The sequence below is a fragment of the Sphingomonas sp. SORGH_AS_0870 genome, from assembly GCF_031453175.1.
Classification (GTDB): domain Bacteria; phylum Pseudomonadota; class Alphaproteobacteria; order Sphingomonadales; family Sphingomonadaceae; genus Sphingomonas.
Window position 1 is genome coordinate 574,237 of sequence record NZ_JAVIYW010000002.1, and the last position, 17,479, is coordinate 591,715.

General features: G+C 67.8%; 22 protein-coding genes. 6 read left to right on the plus strand and 16 right to left on the minus strand.

Features of this window, described 5'->3' with window-relative positions; genetic code table 11:
* Positions 1-29 precede the first annotated feature (29 nt).
* The 10 genes from QE363_RS03135 to QE363_RS03180 form a co-directional block, all read right to left on the minus strand.
* Positions 30-197, minus strand: coding sequence for a DNA gyrase inhibitor YacG (locus QE363_RS03135; protein WP_307102281.1), 168 nt, complete (start codon positions 195-197; stop codon positions 30-32).
* Positions 194-1,144 carry a ribonuclease gene (locus tag QE363_RS03140; protein ID WP_309691690.1) on the minus strand — a complete coding sequence of 317 codons (951 nt, stop codon included), beginning with the start codon at positions 1,142-1,144 and terminating at the stop codon, positions 194-196. Before QE363_RS03140 ends, QE363_RS03135 begins: the two co-directional genes overlap by 4 nt.
* Positions 1,137-1,706 (minus strand): nucleoside triphosphate pyrophosphatase, encoded by a 570-nt coding sequence (locus tag QE363_RS03145; RefSeq protein WP_309691693.1) that lies wholly within the window; start codon positions 1,704-1,706, stop codon positions 1,137-1,139. Before QE363_RS03145 ends, QE363_RS03140 begins: the two co-directional genes overlap by 8 nt.
* 14 nt (positions 1,707-1,720) lie before the next feature.
* Positions 1,721-1,939, minus strand: a complete 219-nt coding sequence (gene infA, locus QE363_RS03150; RefSeq protein WP_007403889.1) for a translation initiation factor IF-1 — start codon at positions 1,937-1,939, stop codon at positions 1,721-1,723.
* Positions 1,940-2,081: 142 nt separating this feature from the next.
* Entirely contained in the window at positions 2,082-2,987 is a 906-nt protein-coding gene (gene thiL / locus QE363_RS03155; protein ID WP_309691759.1) for a thiamine-phosphate kinase, read from the minus strand.
* Positions 2,988-3,003: 16 nt separating this feature from the next.
* Entirely contained in the window at positions 3,004-3,459 is a 456-nt protein-coding gene (gene nusB / locus QE363_RS03160) for a transcription antitermination factor NusB (protein ID WP_309691761.1), read from the minus strand.
* 164 nt (positions 3,460-3,623) lie between these two features.
* On the minus strand, positions 3,624-4,040 hold the full coding sequence (gene aac(6'), locus QE363_RS03165; RefSeq protein WP_309691764.1) for an aminoglycoside 6'-N-acetyltransferase: 417 nt from the start codon (positions 4,038-4,040) through the stop codon (positions 3,624-3,626).
* Entirely contained in the window at positions 4,037-5,332 is a 1,296-nt protein-coding gene (gene hisD / locus QE363_RS03170; protein ID WP_309691767.1) for a histidinol dehydrogenase, read from the minus strand. Before hisD ends, aac(6') begins: the two co-directional genes overlap by 4 nt.
* On the minus strand, positions 5,329-5,991 hold the full coding sequence (gene hisG, locus QE363_RS03175) for an ATP phosphoribosyltransferase (protein ID WP_261271083.1): 663 nt from the start codon (positions 5,989-5,991) through the stop codon (positions 5,329-5,331). Before hisG ends, hisD begins: the two co-directional genes overlap by 4 nt.
* 175 nt (positions 5,992-6,166) lie before the next feature.
* Entirely contained in the window at positions 6,167-6,895 is a 729-nt protein-coding gene (locus QE363_RS03180) for a murein L,D-transpeptidase catalytic domain family protein (protein ID WP_309691769.1), read from the minus strand.
* Positions 6,896-7,093: 198 nt separating this feature from the next.
* On the opposite strand from QE363_RS03180, the gene QE363_RS03185 reads away from it, so the two are divergent.
* Positions 7,094-7,696: a L,D-transpeptidase family protein gene (locus QE363_RS03185; RefSeq protein ID WP_309691771.1), complete on the plus strand. Its 603-nt coding sequence runs from the start codon at positions 7,094-7,096 to the stop codon at positions 7,694-7,696.
* A 100-nt stretch (positions 7,697-7,796) separates the two neighbouring features.
* On the opposite strand, the gene QE363_RS03190 is transcribed toward QE363_RS03185, so the two are convergent.
* Both QE363_RS03190 and ykgO read right to left on the minus strand, forming a co-directional pair.
* Entirely contained in the window at positions 7,797-8,453 is a 657-nt protein-coding gene (locus tag QE363_RS03190) for an HAD family phosphatase (RefSeq protein ID WP_309698075.1), read from the minus strand.
* 12 nt (positions 8,454-8,465) lie between these two features.
* The gene (ykgO, locus tag QE363_RS03195; protein WP_003046794.1) at positions 8,466-8,591 is read right to left on the minus strand and encodes a type B 50S ribosomal protein L36; all 126 of its coding nucleotides are present in this window, start codon (positions 8,589-8,591) and stop codon (positions 8,466-8,468) included.
* 187 nt (positions 8,592-8,778) lie between these two features.
* Here ykgO and QE363_RS03200 point away from each other — a divergent pair, with 187 nt between their 5' ends.
* Both QE363_RS03200 and QE363_RS03205 read left to right on the plus strand, forming a co-directional pair.
* The gene (locus tag QE363_RS03200) at positions 8,779-9,396 is read left to right on the plus strand and encodes a DUF4136 domain-containing protein (RefSeq protein ID WP_309691773.1); all 618 of its coding nucleotides are present in this window, start codon (positions 8,779-8,781) and stop codon (positions 9,394-9,396) included.
* 4 nt (positions 9,397-9,400) lie between these two features.
* Positions 9,401-10,507: a M14-type cytosolic carboxypeptidase gene (locus QE363_RS03205; protein WP_309691776.1), complete on the plus strand. Its 1,107-nt coding sequence runs from the start codon at positions 9,401-9,403 to the stop codon at positions 10,505-10,507.
* A gap of 134 nt (positions 10,508-10,641) precedes the next feature.
* On the opposite strand, the gene pgmG is transcribed toward QE363_RS03205, so the two are convergent.
* Genes pgmG through QE363_RS03220 form a run of 3 tightly spaced genes read right to left on the minus strand, consistent with a single transcriptional unit; the run spans position 10,642 to position 13,127 of the window.
* Positions 10,642-12,015, minus strand: coding sequence for a phosphoglucomutase/phosphomannomutase PgmG (gene pgmG, locus QE363_RS03210; RefSeq protein ID WP_309691779.1), 1,374 nt, complete (start codon positions 12,013-12,015; stop codon positions 10,642-10,644).
* Positions 12,008-12,277 (minus strand): DnaJ domain-containing protein, encoded by a 270-nt coding sequence (locus tag QE363_RS03215; protein ID WP_307102311.1) that lies wholly within the window; start codon positions 12,275-12,277, stop codon positions 12,008-12,010. Before QE363_RS03215 ends, pgmG begins: the two co-directional genes overlap by 8 nt.
* Before the next feature lie 22 nt (positions 12,278-12,299).
* Positions 12,300-13,127: a division plane positioning ATPase MipZ gene (locus QE363_RS03220; RefSeq protein ID WP_309691783.1), complete on the minus strand. Its 828-nt coding sequence runs from the start codon at positions 13,125-13,127 to the stop codon at positions 12,300-12,302.
* 75 nt (positions 13,128-13,202) lie between these two features.
* On the opposite strand from QE363_RS03220, the gene panC reads away from it, so the two are divergent.
* From panC to QE363_RS03235, 3 genes are all read left to right on the plus strand, one after another.
* A complete protein-coding gene (gene panC, locus QE363_RS03225) occupies positions 13,203-14,045 on the plus strand; it encodes a pantoate--beta-alanine ligase (RefSeq protein WP_309691785.1) in 843 nt (280 codons plus the stop codon).
* 76 nt (positions 14,046-14,121) lie between these two features.
* Positions 14,122-14,424, plus strand: coding sequence for a hypothetical protein (locus tag QE363_RS03230; protein WP_309691788.1), 303 nt, complete (start codon positions 14,122-14,124; stop codon positions 14,422-14,424).
* A 56-nt stretch (positions 14,425-14,480) separates the two neighbouring features.
* Positions 14,481-14,729 (plus strand): hypothetical protein, encoded by a 249-nt coding sequence (locus tag QE363_RS03235; protein WP_309691791.1) that lies wholly within the window; start codon positions 14,481-14,483, stop codon positions 14,727-14,729.
* 126 nt (positions 14,730-14,855) lie between these two features.
* On the opposite strand, the gene topA is transcribed toward QE363_RS03235, so the two are convergent.
* Positions 14,856-17,447 carry a type I DNA topoisomerase gene (gene topA / locus QE363_RS03240; RefSeq protein WP_309691794.1) on the minus strand — a complete coding sequence of 864 codons (2,592 nt, stop codon included), beginning with the start codon at positions 17,445-17,447 and terminating at the stop codon, positions 14,856-14,858.
* Between the last annotated feature and the right edge of the window lie 32 nt (positions 17,448-17,479).

The following is a 17,479-nucleotide window of genomic DNA, read 5'->3' on the forward strand; positions in this document are numbered from 1 at the left end:
ACACCGCGATTGCGATTGGAGGCGTGCCTTTACGGGTGGCTTTGCCCCGTGTCCAGCCCCTCTTCGTCATTTTCTTTGACCGGAATGCGATAACCCTCGCCCAGCCATTGCAGCAGGTCGCGGTCCTTGCAGCCGCGCGAGCAGAAGGGAGCGTGGTCGGCGGCGGTCGGCTTGTCGCAGATGGGGCAGGTGGTCATGCGCGTTCCAGTTGCAGCGGGCGGCCCGTGCGGCGCGCGCATTCGTCGCGCCAGTCGGGCTGGGCCATCAATCGGTCGTAAAGGGGGCCGGGGAGCCGGTGGACCATCGCCGGGCCGGGCGGCTCGCGCTCCCATTGGCGCAGGATCGCGCGGGCGCGGGCGCCGACGGGATCGATCGCCAGCCGCTCGGGGATCGAGGCGCGCGGGCGCGGGCGTACGATCTGGAGGAAGCCGAAACCGTTGACCGCCGTCCGCTCGAAGGGAAGGGGGAGCGCGGCATCCAGCGCCTCCGCCACCGCCTGGCGCGGGCCCTTGCCCTCCAGTGTCGGAAAATCGATCCCGATCGACCCGCCAATGCCGTGGCGCAGGATCGCCCCGGCCACCGCACGCGCCGCCGCGATCGCCAGCGGTTCGTGCGGGGGCGAGCCGTCGACATCGAACAGCGTCATCGCCGGGGTCGGCGTCATTCGCAGCACACCCGCGCCAAAGCCGATCTCTCCCGTCACCGCCTCGTCGAGCAGTTCGGACCAGCCCGCCGCTTCCAGATCGTCCGCCTGATGCGCGCGCAATTCGCGGACCGGCAGGCCGGTGGCGGCGATGCGGGCGCGCAGATCGGGGCCGGGGGCGGGCGTCGCGTCGTCGGGGGCCTGTTGCGCCTTGGGCAGCTTGGCGCGGCCGCGCTCGGGTATGGCCTCGCGCGTGACGATGACGGTCAGCGCGGAGCCTTGGGTCATCCCCTTGGGCACCGGCGACAGCAGCACCTCCCCGCCGCCCGCCAGCGTCACCCGGCCCTGTCGACCGGGGAGCAGTTCGACCAGCCGCCCTTCGGCCACCGTGCCGACGGTCAGCGTGGCGGTCGGCTCGATTGCGGCCTGGACGATCCGGCCATCCGCGACCAGCGCGGCGCGCGCCTCGCCGATCCCGGCCTCATAGAGCCATTCAGACAAGCGGCAGCCCGGCGGCTTTCAACAGGGCGCGCGTCTCGAACAGCGGCAGGCCGATCACGCCCGAATGCGACCCTTGCAGGAAGCGGACGAACGCCTCGGCGCGGCCCTGGATGGCATAGCCGCCCGCCTTGCCCAGCCCTTCGCCACACGCGACATAGGCGTCGATCTCGTCATCGGAGAGCGGCTTGAACGCGACGATGGTGTCGGCCAGCCGGGTGCGCGCCTTGCCGGTCGCGTCGATCACGCACACCGCCGACAGCGCATGGTGCCGCCGTCCGGACATCAGGCGCAGCAGCTTGCGCTGAACGTCTTGCGTCTCGGCGGGGGGCAGGATGCGGCGGCCCAGCGCGATGGTGGTGTCGCCCGCGACGACGATCTCGCCCTCGGCACGCTCGACGGCCTGCGCCTTTTCCACCGCCAGCCGCAGCGCATAGACGCGGGGAAGCTCGGCGGGGCGCGGCGCTTCGTCGATATCGGGGGAGGCGACTCGGTCGGGCACGACTCCCAGCCGCGCCAGCAGATCGCGGCGGCGCGGGGAGGAGGATGCAAGGACGAGCGGCATGTGGGGCCGGTCGCTCACTTGAAGCGGTAGGTGATCCGGCCCTTGGTCAGGTCGTACGGCGTCAGCTCGACGAGCACTTCGTCGCCGACCAGCACGCGGATGCGGTTCTTGCGCATCTTGCCTGCCGTATGCCCCAGGATCTCGTGATCATTCTCGAGCTGGACGCGGAACATCGCGTTGGGGAGGAGTTCCACCACGCGGCCGCGCATCTCGAGCAGTTCTTCCTTGGCCAAAAAATACCTCGGTTCGTCGTGTTATAGGGTATGTCGAAGAGGCGCCGCCATAGCCGCAATGGCCCCAAAAGGAAAGGCGCGCCGAATCTACCTGGGATATGGGGTTGCGGGACGCCTTCGGCAAGGTGGAGGCGGCAGGTCGTTATCGCGCCGTATCATGCTGGAACCCAAGCCGTGCGGGCAGGGCAACCGGGCCGCCAGCGTCGAACAGACGCAGTCCTTCGCCCGGACCGAACTGGCCGACCCGCGTTGCCGCGACGGGGGGCGGGGTGTCGGGGGGCAGGGCGAAGAGGAGTTCGTAATCGTCGCCCGCAGTCGCCGCGGCCAGCCGGGCGGCGCGATCCTCGCCGCCATGGGTGCGTGCCTCGGCGGAGAGCGGGACCGAGTCGAGGTCGATCGCCACCGCCAGCCCGCTCGCGCCCGCCATGCGCATCGCGTCGATCAGCAGGCCGTCCGACACGTCCATCATCGCATGAACCACGGGGCCCAGCGCGCGGCCTTCGGTCAGGCGCGGGACGGGGCGGCGATAGGCGTCGCGCAGGGTGGCGGGGCCATCGCCCTTCATCGCGATCGCGAGGCCCAGTCCGGCATCGCCGATCGTCCCGGTGACCCACAGGCCGTCCCCCGCTTTGGCCCCGTCGCGCGACGGGGCGGCGGCGTCGCGGCCGAAGGCGGTCAGCGTCAGCGTGCGGGGGCCGCGCATCGTCACCGTGTCGCCGCCGATCAGCCGGGCCTGGAACCGGGTCAGCACGGCATCGAGCCCGACGAGGAACGCGCGGTCCCAGGCGGCGTCGCCCAGCGGATAGTTGAGCAGGACGCCCTCGACCAGCGCCCCCTTGGCGGCGAGGTCGGACAGGTTGGTCGCGACCAGCTTCCACGCCACATCGGCGGGCGGGTCATGGGGCAGGAAATGCACCCCCTCGACCAGCGTATCGGTGGTGACGACCAGCGGCGCAGCGGTCAGCACCGCGCTGTCGTCGATCAGCCCGCGCGCGCCGGGATGCAGCGGCATCCGGCGCAACGCGGCGATGAACTCCGCCTCGGTCATCGGGGCGGGCGGGGCTTCAGGCCCGCGCGACCTTGGCGATCGCGTCGAGCAGGCCGTTGACGAAGCCCGATTCGCGCTTTTCGTAAAAGGCATGGGCGACGTCGACATATTCGCTGATGACCGCGCCGACCGGCACGTCGTGCCGCGCGAGCAGTTCATAGGTGCCGGCACGCAGGATCGCCTTCATCGGCTTGTCGAGGCGGTTCAGCGACCAGCCCTTGGCCAGCTTTTCCTCGATCGCCCGGTCGATCTCGCCCAGGCGGGCATGCACGCCCTTCACGATGTCGTCGAAGAAATCGATGTCGGCATCGGCATATTCGACATCCTCGATGGTCGCGCCGATGCGGTGATTGTGGAATTCGTGGAGCAGCGTGGCCAGCGGCGTCTGTTCCATGTCATGCTGGTAAAGCGCCTGAACGGCGGCAAGGCGCGCGGCGGCGCGCGCCTGGGTACGGGCGGTGGGACGAGTCATTGGCGGGCCTTTACCGGGCTGTCGCCAATTCGTCACGTATTTTGGGAGAGGCTGGGTGGGACGGGGCCTTCGACTTCGCTCAGGCTGAACAGAGGGTGGTAAACGGGGCTGGATACCAACCTCCGTTCAGCCTGAGCGAAGTCGAAGGCCAAGGGCCGAAACCCTCACAATTCCCGACGGAAATACACCACCCGCTCGGTCTCAACGAACCCCAGCGCGCGGTGCATCGCATGCGAGTCGATATTGGCCAGTTCGGCATCCGAAGCGAACTCGGCACAGCCCTGCGCCCGGCCCCAATCCGCAACGGCCGCGACCAGCGCCCCGGCCACTCCTTGGCGGCGATGGCCCGGATCGACATACAGCCCTTCGAGAAACAGCACCGGCGAGCCGTCGCACCCATTGACGTAATCCCGCCGCACCGCCGCCTCGGCAAAGCCGATCACCCGGCCGTCCAGCAGCGCGACGAAATTGCCGTCATCCTCGGGCAAATCCGCCGGATCGCCCGCTTCCTCGCCCCAAAGCGCCGCCCGCAACGCCAGCCATCCTTCCCGATGCTCCGGCGCGGCGGGCGCGACGATCATCGGTTGAGCCGCAGCCGCAGCGCCACCGACTTGGCGTGCGCCGGAAGCCCCTCGGCATGCGCCAGCGCGACCGTCGCGGGGCCGAGCTCGGCCAGTGCCGTCTCGGTCAGGCCCAGGAAGCTGGTCCGCTTCATGAAGTCGAGCACCGACAGCCCGCTGGCGAAGCGCGCGCGGCGCCCCGTGGGCAGGACATGGTTCGGCCCGGCGACATAATCACCGATCGCTTCGGGGGTATGGCGGCCCAGGAACACCGAGCCCGCATGGCGCAGCCGGTCGAACAGGGCCTGCGGATCGTCCACCGCCAGTTCCAGATGCTCGGGCGCGAGCCGGTCGACCAGCGGCATCGCGGCCTCCAGCGAATCGACCACGATGATCGCGCCATTCGCATCCCAGGCGGTGCGCGCGACGCTGGCGGTCGCCAGTTCGGGAATCTGGCGGTCGACGGCTTCGGCCACGCGGGTCGCGAAGTCGGCATCGTCGGTGAACAGGATCGACTGGGTGACGGTGTCATGCTCGGCCTGGCTCAGCAGGTCGGCGGCGATCCAGTCGGGATCGTTCTTGCCGTCGGCCACCACGACGATCTCGGAGGGGCCCGCGACCATGTCGATGCCGACCATGCCATAGACCTGCCGCTTGGCCTCCGCGACCCAGGCATTGCCGGGGCCGGTGACGACATCGACTCGCTGGATGCGGCCCGCGCCATAAGCCAGCGCGCCCACCGCCTGTGCGCCGCCGACACGCCATACCTCGTCCACGCCCGCCAGATGCGCGGCGGCGAGGACGAGGTGGTTGATCTCGCCCTTCGGGGTAGGCGTGACCATCACCAGCCGCTCGACCCCGGCCACCTTGGCGGGAATCGCGTTCATCAACAGCGAGGAGGGATAGGCCGCGCGGCCGCCGGGGACGTAGATTCCGGCCGCGTCCACCGCCGTCCAGCGCGCGCCCAGCCGCACGCCCTGCGCATCGACATAGTCGGTGTCGGTCGGCTTCTGCTTTTCGTGATAGGCCCGGATGCGCGCGGCGGCGAGGTCGAGCGCGGCGCGCAATTCGGGCTCCAGCGCGTCATAGGCGGCGCGGCAGTCAGCCGGTTCGATCCGCCAGCCGGTTTCGGCCAGGTCGTGTCCGTCGAACTGCTTGGTGAAGGCCGCCACCGCCGCCTCGCCATCGTCGCGGACCGCGCGCAGGATCACCTGCACGTCGCGCGCGACATCGGCATCGCTCTCGCGCCGGGCGTCGACCAGTTCGTCGAACGCGGCGGCAAAGCCCGATTCTTGCGTGTTCAGCCGGATCATGCCGCTTCCCTCTCGGCCACCGCGCGGCGGAACGCCTCGACCAGCGGCACCACGGCGCTGCGCGTCTTCATCGCGGCGCGGTTGACGACCAGCCGCGAGGTGACCTCCTCGATCACCTCCACCTCGACCAGCCCGTTTTCCTTCAGCGTGCGGCCCGACGACACCAGGTCGACGATGCGCGGCGCCAGGCCCAGCGTCGGGGCCAGCTCCATCGCGCCGTTCAGCTTGACGCACTCGGCCTGCACGCCCCGCGCGGCGAAGTGGCGGCTGGTGATATGCGGATATTTGGTCGCAACGCGGACATGGCTCCACCCGCGCGGATCGTCGCCCTCCGCCATCGCGACGGGCTCGGCGACCGAGATGCGGCAATGGCCGATCTTCAGGTCGACGGGCGCGTACAGCTCGGAATAGCCGAATTCGGACAGCACGTCCGATCCGACGATGCCGAGCTGTGCCGCGCCATGCGCGACGAAGGTGGCGACGTCGAAGGCGCGGACGCGGATCAGCTCGATGCCGGGGACATCGGTCGCGAAGCGCAGCGCGCGGCTGTCCTTGTCGGTGAAGGCCGGTTCGGGCCGGATGCCGGCGGCGGCGAGCAGCGGCAGCGCCTCGGCCAGGATGCGTCCCTTGGGGACGGCGATGATGAGCGGCTGGACCATGAGGATCGGGGGCTTAACCCCCGCCATCGGGGATCGCAATTCTTATCCTCCCCTGCAAGGGGAGGGGGACCGTCGCAAAGCGGTGGTGGAGGGGGATTGCCGCAAGGGACGTCTTATGGGGCGATCCCCCCTCCGTCAGGGCTTCGCCCTGCCACCTCCCCGTGCCGGGGAGAATTTACACCTTCGCGGCGTAGATCATCCGGCCGGGGCCCAGGTTCGCGAACACCCGGTCCAGGTCGCTCTCGCCGACCGCGAAGCAACCCTGGCTGCGGCCCAGCATCCCATGGGTGCGGATCATGTCGCGATTGGCGTACCAGGCGGAGTGGATCACGATCGCACGGCCCAGCGCATTGTCGTTGGTCGGATCGAGCCCGACCAGACGCTGCGACCGGCCATGCTTGCCGACATAATAATCGTCGGTCAGGAAGGCGCCCTCGCTGCTGGCGTTCGAGTTGAACGCATTCGAGAAGCGCTGGAGATAGCCGCTGTGCGACGGGTCCGACCCGCTGCCGTGCGAGACGAGCAGCGACTGGCTCTTGCCGCTGACCAGGTCGATCAGGTGGAGGCGCGGTTCGGACGAGCCGACCGCGAAGTCGACGATCGCCATCCGGTCGCGCTGGCCGATCCGCCCGTTATGCCGTTGCAGCGAGGCCATCGCCGCGCGCAGTAGTTCCGGACGCACCACCCGCGACGAGGCCAGGATCGGCTGTGCCGGGATCGGATCGGGCGCACCGGGCAGCGTGGGATGTTTCGGAACCGGCGGCTGGCGAAGTGGGCGGAGATCCCCCGCGGTCAGGCGACCCCGGGCCGTTGCCGCACCCGGAACCGCGAGCGCCCCGGCCAACACCAGCGCGTTCTTCAACAGCGCGCGCCGACCCGGCGCAGCGTCCAGATTTTCGAGCATTATGATCCTTCAAACCCCAGAATTCCCGCGACTCCTAGATAGCAGGGAAGGGGCCGTTTTTCTGCCCTTCGGCCTATCGGTTGATCGCTTGGTTCCATCGATTCGGCGAAAGTTCCGGCTCAGCGTAAAAAATTTCGCTCGGCACCAAATGTGGCTTGACGTGTTTAAGAAATTATGAACCCGCCAAGGAAAAGGGATATGAAGGCTTTCGCTTTTGCCGCCCTGCTCGGGGTGACCACTCTGGGTTTCGCCGCACCCGCTTTCGCCGAAGAGGGGCCTGCCACCGCCACCATCGCCCAGGCCGCCGCCGCGCTGGCGCCCAACCGATTCGTCTGGGCCGATCCGCAAATGGCGGCGGTCGATCCGGTCGTCCAGCCGGTGACGGTCGTCGTCAGCCTGCCGATGCAGCGCGCCTATGTCTATCGTGGCGACACGATGGTCGCTGCGGCGTCGGTGTCGACGGGCAAGGACGGCAAGGACACGCCGGTCGGCATCTTCCCGATCCTGCAGAAGCGCGAGATGCATCGCAGCAATCTCTACAATTCGGCGCCAATGCCGTTCATGCAACGGCTGACTTGGGACGGCGTGGCGCTGCACGCGGGCAACAATCCCGGATTTCCCGATTCGCATGGCTGCATCCGGCTGCCCAGCGCCTTCGCCAAGAAGCTGTTCTCGATCACCACGGTCGGGACCAATGTGATCGTCACCGACCAGATGGTCGGGGATCATCTCGATCCGGCGCTGCTGGATACCGAGGCGAGCCAGGCCAATCAGGCGCAGCTGGCGTCACTGGAGCGGTGAGGTCGGGGCGTGGCCTTCGACTACGCTCAGGCTGAACGGAGTTTGCTCCCGCGTTCCGTTCACGCTGAGCGAAGTCGAAGCGCACGGGCTGGCCGTGCGGCTAGGCCACCAACCCCAATTCCCGAAGCTGCGGCCGAAGCGTCGCCTCGTCGGTGAAATGCAGCGCATGGATTCCCATCGCCGCCGCCGCATCGATATTGGCGCGATTGTCGTCGATGAACACCGCCTGCCCCGGCTCCAGCCCGAACCGGGCGAGCGCGAGGGCATAGATGGCGGGGTCGGGCTTCACCAGCTTCTCGTCGCCCGACACCACGATGGCGCGGAAACGATCGAACAACGCCGCCTCGCGCGCCCGGAAGGGCGGCCAAAATTCATGGCTGAAGTTCGTGATCGCGAATAGCGGGACGCCCGCCGAATCGAGTTCGGCGACCAGTTCATGCATGCCCGGAATCGGATCGCCGATGCTCTCGCCGAAGCGCGGGCCCCAGGCGGCGATCAGGTCGCGATGCTGCGGATATAGCGCGATCAGCTCCGCCGAGGTGTCGGCGAAGTCACGGCCCGCATCATGCTGGAAATGCCATTCGGTCGTGACGACATCGCGGACAAACGCATCGAGCGCCCGATCGTCCGCGATCAGGCGCCGATACAGGATCCGGGGATCCCAGTCGTAGAGTACGCGACCGACGTCGAAGATGACGGCGGTCGGCCGATCGGAACGGGCCGCGGACACGCCGCCAGCCTCGTCCTGTTCGATCAGCCCCAAGAGCGATTAGCCCTGGCGCGCCTTGAAACGACGGTTGGTCTTGTTGATGACATAGGTGCGGCCGCGACGGCGGATCACGCGGTTGTCCCGGTGGCGATCCTTGAGCGACTTCAGGGAATTGCGGATCTTCATGATCGATTCGCTTCTTTTGAACTGGAGGGTGATCTGGAAAGCGTCGCCGCCTAGTGGCAAAGGGCGGCCAAGTCAAGGTTGGGGCATGACATGACGGTCATCCGCCACGCGGCCTCTTCCGCCGCTGGATCAACCCCCATATGTCATGCGTTGCCCATCCGTAACATCTTCAAGGTGCCCCCCACTCATGAAAGCCCGCTCGCTCCTGATCCTCGCGGCCGCCGCCGGAACGCTGGCCGCCTGTTCCACCACGGGCGGGCGCCTGCCGCCGACCGAGGTGATTCGCTATCATCTGGGCGAGCCGATCGCGCGCGGGACCGTCCGGGTCGAGCCGCTGTCGAACACGGGCCCCGCCAGCATCGAGTTCAAGACCTATGCCGCCGCGGTCGAAACCGCGCTGCTCCGCAACGGCTATACGCTGCCCCAGGGTGATGCGCAGCCCGACTATATCGCTACCGTGGCCTTCACCCGCGCCAACCGGCTGGGCCCGCCGCGCCCGTCGCCCTTCTCGATCGGCCTGGGCGGCGGCAGCTTCTCGGGCGGTCGTGGCGGTGGCGTCGGGCTGGGCGGGGGCGTCAGCTTCCCGATCGGCAAGAGCCGTCCGCAGGAGATCATCGGCACCGAGCTGTCGGTCCAGATCAAGCGCCGCGCCGACCAGTCGCCGATCTGGGAAGGCAGCGCGCGCAACATCGCCCCGATCGAGGCGGTGGCGAAGGTCGATGCCCAGGCCCAGGCCGCCAAGCTGGCCGATGCGCTGTTCACCAGATTCCCCGGCGAGTCGGGCCGCACCATCGAGGTGAAGTAAGCCGATGACGCTGACCATCAACGCGGCCTTCGACGGCGGCAATATCCGCCTTGTCGGGATCGAGGGCGACCGGGTCGATCTGGAGATCGTGAACGACCGGGATTCGGACTTCTACCAGTGGTTCTATTTCCGGGCCGGTGGGGTGAAGGGGCGCACGCTGACCTTCCGGATTCTGAACGGTGCAGGCTCGGCCTTTGCCGATGGCTGGCCGGGCTATCATGTCCGCGCCTCGACCGACCGGCAGGACTGGCGCATGACCCCGACCCGCTATGCCGACGGGGTGATCGAGTGGCAGTGGACGGGCGAGTCGGACCTGGTCTGGTTCGCCTATTTCGAGCCCTATACGATGGAGCGCCACCACGACCTGATCGCGCGGATCGCCGCGCGCGGCGTCCATCACGAAGAGATCGGCCAGACGCTCGACGGCCAGCCGATCGACTATTTCCGCCTCGGTTCGGGTGCGAAGCAGGTGTGGCTCTATGCCCGCCAGCATCCGGGCGAATCGATGGCCGAATGGTGGATGGAGGGCGCGCTCGACTGGCTGACCAGCCCGGCGGCGGAGTCGCTGCTGGCGGCGGCGACCTTGCATGTCGTGCCCAACATGAATCCGGACGGCACGCGGCGCGGGCATCTGCGCACCAATGCGGTGGGGGTGAACCTCAACCGCGAATGGCACGCGCCCACCCCCGAGCGCAGCCCGGAAGTGCTGTGCGTGCGCGACCGCATGGACCGGACCGGCGTCGACTTCGCGATCGACGTCCATGGCGACGAGGCGATCCCGGCGAACTTCATCGCCGGGTTCGAGGGGATTCCGAGCTGGACCGAGGAGCATGGCGCCAAATTCTATGAATTCGGTCGCCGCCTGGCCGCGCACACCCCCGATTTCCAGACCCAGATGGGCTATGAAAAGGCGAGCGCGGGCAATGCCAACCTCGCCATGTCCACCAACCAGCTCGCCGAGCGGTTCGGTGCGGTGTCGGTGACGCTGGAAATGCCGTTCAAGGACCATGATCCCAATCCCGACGCGGTCCATGGCTGGTCGGGCGAGCGGTCGGCGAAGCTGGGCGTGTCGTGCCTAGAAGTGCTGTCGGAGATGATCGGGGACATCTGATCGGGGAGTGGGGGGCGCTCCGGAGGGGCGTCCCTTGGCCTTCGACTGCGCTCAGGCTGAACGGAGCGACGGATGTTACGCCGATTTCCCCAACCTTCGTTCGGCCTGAGCGAAGTCGAAGGCCACGCCCGGCGTTACCGGTGTACCCCCTCCATCGCGAGGTAATGGTCCAGCTCCGCCAGCACCCGCTCCAGCCCCGCCGCATCCCCGGCCTCGGCCCGCACGGTCAGCGCGGCTTGCGTGTTGGACGCCCGCAACAGCCACCAGCCATCCGCCGTCCGCACCCGGACGCCATCCGTGTCGTTGACCTGGGCCCCGTCACGGGCCAGCGACGCCGCCACCCGGTCGACGATCGTGAACTTGTCCGATTCGGATATGACGATCCGCGTTTCGGGAATATCGACCATCGCGGGCATCGCCCCGCGCAGCTCGGTCATCGAGCGGCCCGCCAGATGCGCCGCGCGGATCAGGCGGATCGCGGCATAATGCGCATCGTCGAATCCGTACCATTCGCCCGCGAAGAACATATGGCCCGACATCTCGCCGCCCAGCGGCGCGTCGGTTTCGGCCATCTTGGTCTTCATCAGGCTGTGCCCGGTCTTCCACATCACCGGCTGGCCGCCCAGCGTCGTGATATGGTCGAACAGCGCCTGGCTGGCCTTCACATCCGCGACGATCGGCGCGCCGGGATGCTCGGCGAGTGCGGGCCCGGCCAGTAGCATCAGGATCTGGTCGCCCCAGATCACGCGGCCCAGCCCGTCGATCGCGCCGATCCGGTCGCCGTCGCCATCGAAAGCGAATCCGAAGTCGAGCGACTTCTCGGCCACGAGTCGCTTCAGCGCGTCTAGGTTGCTCTCGACCGTCGGATCGGGGTGATGATGCGGGAAATGACCGTCCACATCGGTGAACAGCGTGTGATGCTCACCCGGCAGGCGCTGGACCAGCTTCTCGATGACCGGGCCCGCCGCGCCGCTGCCGCAGTCCCAGCCGATGCGATAGGCACCCCCGGCATAGCCCGCCATCAGCCGGTCGACATAGGCGTCGAGAATGGCGTGCTCGCTCACCCGTCCCTGGCCCGTGGTCCAGTCGCGCGTCCGTGCCATCCGCGCCAGGTCCTGCACATCCTCGCCGAAAAACGGGCGGTGGTGCAGCACCATCTTGAAGCCATTGTCGTCGCGGGGATTGTGGCTGCCCGTTACCTGTACGGCGCCGTCCACCCCTAGGGTCGCTTCGGCGAAATAGACCATCGGGGTGGGGCCCAGCCCCAGCCGGACGACATCGACGCCGCTTTCGCACAGCCCCTCGACCAGCGCGGCCTCGAGTGCGGGCGAGCTAAGCCTACCATCGCGCCCGACCGCGACGCGGGAGCCGCCCGCGCGCCGCACCCGGCTGGCAAAGCCGCGCCCGACCGCATAGGCGGCGGCTTCGTCCAGCGTCTCGGGTACGGTGCCGCGCACGTCATATTCGCGGCACGCGCTGGGATGGATCGCGGCGGCGCGTTCAGCCACCACGCCGGTCCAGCAACAGGTCGCGCGCGGCGTTCACCCGCCGCGCGAGTTCGGCCGATCCACCGCGATCGGGATGGACCTGGCTCACCAGCCGCCGATGCGCCTGGCGGATCGCCTCGGCATCGGCGTGCGGCGGCAGGTCGAGGATCGCCAGCGCCTCCGCCTCGTCACGCGGCAGGCGGGGCGTGCGCGCCGCTCTGGCGGGGCGGGGCATGTAGCGCCACACCAGCCAGATCACCGCCAGCGCGATCAGCCATTTCACGCCGTCCGCATCCCGTATCCGATCATGCGGCCGCGTCGGTTTCGGTCGTGCCGCCCAGCGCGGAACCCTCCTCGCCCGGCTCGGGCAGCTGGAGCGCGGCCATCATCTCGCGCAGTTCCTGCCGGGCGGCGACATGGCCCAGCCCCATCGCGCCGAACTCCTTGGAGTCGATCATGGTCAGGCCGTTGGGGAACATCTCGCGATAGATGACCCGCTCGCCCAGCCCCGGAATGATCCGGAAGCCGACCCGGCGCGACAGCTGGGTCAGCGCGTCCGACACGCGGCGCATGTTGCGCGCCTCGATATGCTGAAGCCGGTTGCGCAGCACGACCCAGTCGATGGTGGTGCCGTCGGCCCGCGCCCGCTGTTTGCGCGCGTCCCAGATCAGCTCGGAATAGAAGCTGGGGCGCGTGACCTGGAAACTCTCCGGATCGACCTGGCCGATCAGGTCGAAATCGACGAAGCTGTCGTTCATCGGCGTGACCAGCGTGTTGGACAAGGCCGCTGCCGTCCGCGCGAAATGGTCGTCGCGGCCCGGCGTGTCGACGATCAGGAAATCGGCATCCTGCGACAGGCCGAACCACAGCTCCTCGAACCCCTCCTCGGTCTGGGTGGTGTGGGTCGCATGGACCGGCATGGGCAGGGCATGGCCGGTGCGCCGGATCGTCTCGGCGCGATTCTCCAGATACCGGCCGACGGTGCGTTGACGATGATCCAGATCAAGACAGGCGACTCGGGCCCCCTTGGCTGCCAAAGCGATGGCGACATGGACCGCCGTCGTCGATTTGCCAGTGCCACCTTTTTCATTGGCAAAAACAATCACGTGGGTTGAAGATAGCCGCTCCGGCAACTCGTCGCTTCCTTATTGATCCCCGTTGCCACCCTTCATAGAAGCCCTCGGCGTGGGGAACGAGGGGTAAAATCAGTGGAAGTCATTCGGGATCGCGAAGCGCTGGCCGCGACGCTCGGCACGTTGCGGGCCGAGGGCGCGCGCGTGGCGTTCGTGCCGACCATGGGCGCGCTCCATGCCGGGCATATCGCGCTGATCGAGGCGGCGAAGCGGCCGGGAACCAAGGTGGTCGCGTCGATCTTCGTCAATCCCCGGCAATTCGGCGCGGGCGAGGATCTGGGTCGCTATCCCCGGCGCGAGGCGTCCGACCTGCGCATGCTGACCGAGGCGGGATGCGATGCCGTCTGGATGCCCAGCGTCGAGACCATGTACCCGGAGGGGCATGCGACCACGATCCATGTCGCGGGCGTCAGCGAGGGCTTTGACGGCGAGGCGCGTCCCGGCCATTTCGACGGCGTCGCCACCGTCGTCGCCAAGCTGTTCAACCAGGTCCGCCCCGACGCCGCCTATTTCGGCGAAAAGGATTTCCAGCAGCTGGCGGTGATCCGCCGCATGGTCGCCGATCTCGATTTCCCCATCGATATCGTCGGCGTGCCGACCCAGCGCGACGATGACGGTTTGGCCCTGTCGTCGCGCAACATCTATCTGGACGAGGAACAGCGGGCCAAGGCGGTGGCGCTGCCCCGCGCGCTAGGCGTCGCCGCGCGGGCGATTGGGCGGGGCGAGGAGGTGGCGACGGTGCTGGCCGATGCCCGCGCCACGCTGACCGCCGCCGGGTTCGAGGTGGACTATGTCGCCCTGGCCGATGCCGAGACGCTGGCCCCCGATCCCGCCGCCGACCGCCCCCGCCGCCTGCTCGCGGCTGCGCGCATGGGATCGACCAGACTGATCGATAATATCGCTATCACACTCGGTTAATGAGTTAACCAATTTGTGACCGTTATGGCCATAGACCCATGCTCGTGGACACGGTGTCCGCAAGAGGGGCATGGATATGGCCAATAGCAGCAAATCCGCGCAGTTCCTGATGGAAAGCCGGATCGCCGACCAGATGGCGACCGACGGCGCGGCGATGTACGATCTGGGCGTCGCCTTTTCGACCGGCTCGGGCGGCACCCGCCTGGACCTGATCGAAGCGCACAAATGGTTCAACCTGGCGGCGGTCGCGGGCTTCCTGCCCGCGCAGATCGCACGGTCCGAAGTGGCCGAAGACATGACCGCGCGCGAAATCGCCGAAGCGCAGCGCCAGGCCCGCGCCATGCTCTACGGCCATCTCCCGCAGATGCGTGCGGCTTGAGGTCCTGACACCCCGCCGATAGACGGCCCTGATCGTTTTCGATTTGGGGGGGGGCGATGGACGACAAGAGTGACGGCCAGGTGACCCTCAGTCTCGGGCGCGTCGCCGTTCATGTCGGGGTCGCGACATTGGTGGGCATGTCGGTCACGATCATGCTAGAGCGATACGGCCATTTACCGCACTGGATGGTGGTCAATAACGCAAGAGGCAGGTCGTTCGTCTGGCTGATCGGGCTGTTGTTCGGTTCTCTCGCATGGCGAATGCTGAACAAGGTGTTCCCGGTGCAGGGGAAAGGCGGAGCGTAGAGGCCGCCATGTCCGCGACATGAGGGATTCGGGATTGCAGGGGCGGTAACGGCTCCGTCATCGGCCGACCGGAATGATCGACGAGGCTTATCCCCGCCGACCATTTACGCCGTCATGCAATCGCGATCAGTCCGCCGCCTTTTTCGCAGCCGTCTTTTTGGGCGCGGCCTTTTTGGCCGGGGCCTTCTTCTCCGTCGCGGATTTGGCCGCCGTCTTGGCAGGCGCCTTCTTGGCTGCGGCCTTCTTCGCCGGTTTCTTGCGGGCCGGAGCCGCTGCCGCCCGCGCGTCGATCAGCTGCGCGGCCTCTTCCAGCGTCAGCTGGTCCTTGTCGACCGTCTTGGGGATGGTCGCGTTCGTCTCGCCATCCGTGACATAGGGGCCATAGCGCCCCTCCATCAGCTTGATCTCCGCCTCGGTGCGCGGATGCTTGCCCAGCACCTTTAGCGGTTCGCGCGACGCCGTGCCGCGCGCGGCGCGCCCGCCGCCCGCCGCCGCCTCGGCCAGCTTGACCACGGCGGCGTTCATGCCGGTCTCGAATACCTCGGCGGTCGAGGTCAGTCGGGCATATTTGCCGCTATGCGCCAGATAGGGGCCATAGCGGCCGATCGACGCGGTGATCGGCTCGCCCGTCTCGGGATGGTTGCCGATGGTGCGCGGCAGGCTGAGCAGCTTGAGCGCCCATTCCAGATCGAGATCGACATCCTTGGGGATCGAGGCGCGCTTGGCGTCCTTGCCCTCGCCCAGCTGGATATAGGGGCCGAAGCGACCCGACTTGCGCTCGACCGGCAGTCCGGTTTCGGGATCCTGGCCCAGCGTTTCCGGCCCTGAATCCTCGCCCGCGCCCTCGCCGCCTTGAGCGAAGCGACGGGTATATTTGCACTCGGGATAGTTGGAGCAGGCGATGAACGCGCCGAACCGGCCGCCGCGCAGCGCCAGCCTGCCCTCGCCGCAATTGGGGCACAGGCGCGGGTCCGACCCGTCCGCCTTTTCGGGGAACAGGTAAGGCGCCAGGAACTGGTCCAGCTCGGCGGTGATCGCGGAGGGCTGCTGCTCCATGACTTCGGACGTGCGTGGCTTGAAGTCGCGCCAGAAGGCGTCGAGCACCGCCTGCCACTGGGCGCGGCCGCCGGACACGTCGTCCAGCTCCTCTTCCAGCTCGGCGGTATAGTCATAGCCGACATATTTCTCGAAGAAGCGTTCTAGGAACGCCGTCACCAGCCGCCCGCTCTCCTCGGCGAAGAAGCGGTTCTTCTCGACGCGGACGTACGCACGGTCCTTCAGCGTCTTGATGATCGACGCATAGGTGGACGGCCGCCCGATGCCGAGTTCCTCCATCCGCTTGACCAGCGAGGCTTCGGAGAAGCGCGGCGGCGGCTGGGTGAAGTGCTGTTCGGCCTTGACCTCCTTCTTGGCGGGCGCATCGCCCTCGCGCAGGCGGGGGAGGCGGCGCGCCTCCTCGTCCTGGCTGTCGTCCTGGCCTTCTTCATAGAGCGCCAGATAGCCGGGGAAGAGCACGACCTGGCCGGTCGCGCGCAGCACATGGCGGCCGGTGCCGTCGGCCATGTCGATGGTGGTCCGCTCCATCCGCGCCGAGGCCATCTGGCTCGCCAGCGCCCGCTTCCAGATCAGGTCGTACAGGCGGCCATGATCGCCCGAGCCCGCACGATCGCGCGAGAAGTCGGTCGGGCGGATCGCCTCATGCGCTTCCTGCGCGTTCTTCGCCTTGGACTGATACATGCGCGGCTTGTCGGGGACATAGGAGGCGTCATAGCGATCGGCCACCGCCTTGCGCGCGGCCGAGATGGCCGACCCGTCCATCTGGACGCCGTCGGTACGCATATAGGTGATCGCGCCGTCCTCGTAGAGTTGCTGCGCGATCCGCATCGTGTGATCGGCCGAGAAGCCCAGCTTGCGCGCGGCCTCCTGTTGCAGCGTGGAGGTGGTGAAGGGCGGCGGCGGATTGCGCGTCGCGGGCTTGGTTTCGACCGACTGGACCGCGAAGCGGCCCGCCTCGACATCCGCCTTGGCGCGGGTCGCGTCGCCTTGAGTGCCGATCGACAGGCGGTCGAGCTTCTTGCCCTCCCACTGGACCAGCCGCGCGACGAAGGGCGTGCCGTCCTGCTCCATATCGGCCGTCACCGACCAATATTCCTGGGGCTTGAACGCCTCGATCTCGCGCTCGCGCCCGACGATCAGGCGCAGCGCCACCGACTGGACGCGCCCCGCAGACTTGGCGCCCGGTAGCTTGCGCCACAGTACCGGCGACAAGGTGAAGCCGACCAGATAGTCGAGCGCGCGGCGCGCCCGGTACGCGTCGATCAGGTCGGTATCCAGCTCGCGCGGGTTCTGCATCGCGTGCAGGATGGCGGGCTTGGTGATCGCGTTGAAGGTGACGCGCTCCACCTTGTCGGGCAGCGCCTTGCGGTTCTTCAGCACCTCCTGGACATGCCACGAAATCGCCTCGCCCTCGCGATCAGGGTCGGTGGCCAGGATCAGGCGGTCGGCCTTCTTGGCCTCGTCGGCGATCGCTTTAAGCTGGCGCGCCTTGTCCGCGTAATTCTCCCACTCCATCGCGAAATTCTGGTCGGGATCGACCGAGCCGTCCTTGGGCGGCAGGTCGCGGACGTGACCATAGCTCGCCAGGACGCGGTAGTCCGAACCCAGATATTTCTCGATGGTCTTCGCCTTGGCGGGCGATTCGACGATGACAAGCTGCATGAGTGGTGAAACGCGTCCCTTATGTGCGTACG

Excerpts from the sequence above, each read along its gene's own strand:
- topA (WP_309691794.1), bottom strand. The coding sequence starts at position 17,447 with ATGCAGCTTGTCATCGTCGAATCGCCCGCCAAGGCGAAGACCATCGAG.
- QE363_RS03145 (WP_309691693.1), bottom strand. The coding sequence starts at position 1,706 with ATGCCGCTCGTCCTTGCATCCTCCTCCCCGCGCCGCCGCGATCTGCTG.
- QE363_RS03205 (WP_309691776.1), top strand. The coding sequence starts at position 9,401 with ATGACGCTGACCATCAACGCGGCCTTCGACGGCGGCAATATCCGCCTT.
- QE363_RS03135 (WP_307102281.1), bottom strand. The coding sequence starts at position 197 with ATGACCACCTGCCCCATCTGCGACAAGCCGACCGCCGCCGACCACGCT.
- QE363_RS03180 (WP_309691769.1), bottom strand. The coding sequence starts at position 6,895 with ATGCTCGAAAATCTGGACGCTGCGCCGGGTCGGCGCGCGCTGTTGAAG.
- QE363_RS03200 (WP_309691773.1), top strand. The coding sequence starts at position 8,779 with ATGAAAGCCCGCTCGCTCCTGATCCTCGCGGCCGCCGCCGGAACGCTG.
- ykgO (WP_003046794.1), bottom strand. The coding sequence starts at position 8,591 with ATGAAGATCCGCAATTCCCTGAAGTCGCTCAAGGATCGCCACCGGGAC.
- nusB (WP_309691761.1), bottom strand. The coding sequence starts at position 3,459 with ATGACTCGTCCCACCGCCCGTACCCAGGCGCGCGCCGCCGCGCGCCTT.
- thiL (WP_309691759.1), bottom strand. The coding sequence starts at position 2,987 with ATGACCGAGGCGGAGTTCATCGCCGCGTTGCGCCGGATGCCGCTGCAT.
- hisD (WP_309691767.1), bottom strand. The coding sequence starts at position 5,332 with ATGATCCGGCTGAACACGCAAGAATCGGGCTTTGCCGCCGCGTTCGAC.
- QE363_RS03185 (WP_309691771.1), top strand. The coding sequence starts at position 7,094 with ATGAAGGCTTTCGCTTTTGCCGCCCTGCTCGGGGTGACCACTCTGGGT.
- hisG (WP_261271083.1), bottom strand. The coding sequence starts at position 5,991 with ATGGTCCAGCCGCTCATCATCGCCGTCCCCAAGGGACGCATCCTGGCC.
- QE363_RS03230 (WP_309691788.1), top strand. The coding sequence starts at position 14,122 with ATGGCCAATAGCAGCAAATCCGCGCAGTTCCTGATGGAAAGCCGGATC.
- QE363_RS03235 (WP_309691791.1), top strand. The coding sequence starts at position 14,481 with ATGGACGACAAGAGTGACGGCCAGGTGACCCTCAGTCTCGGGCGCGTC.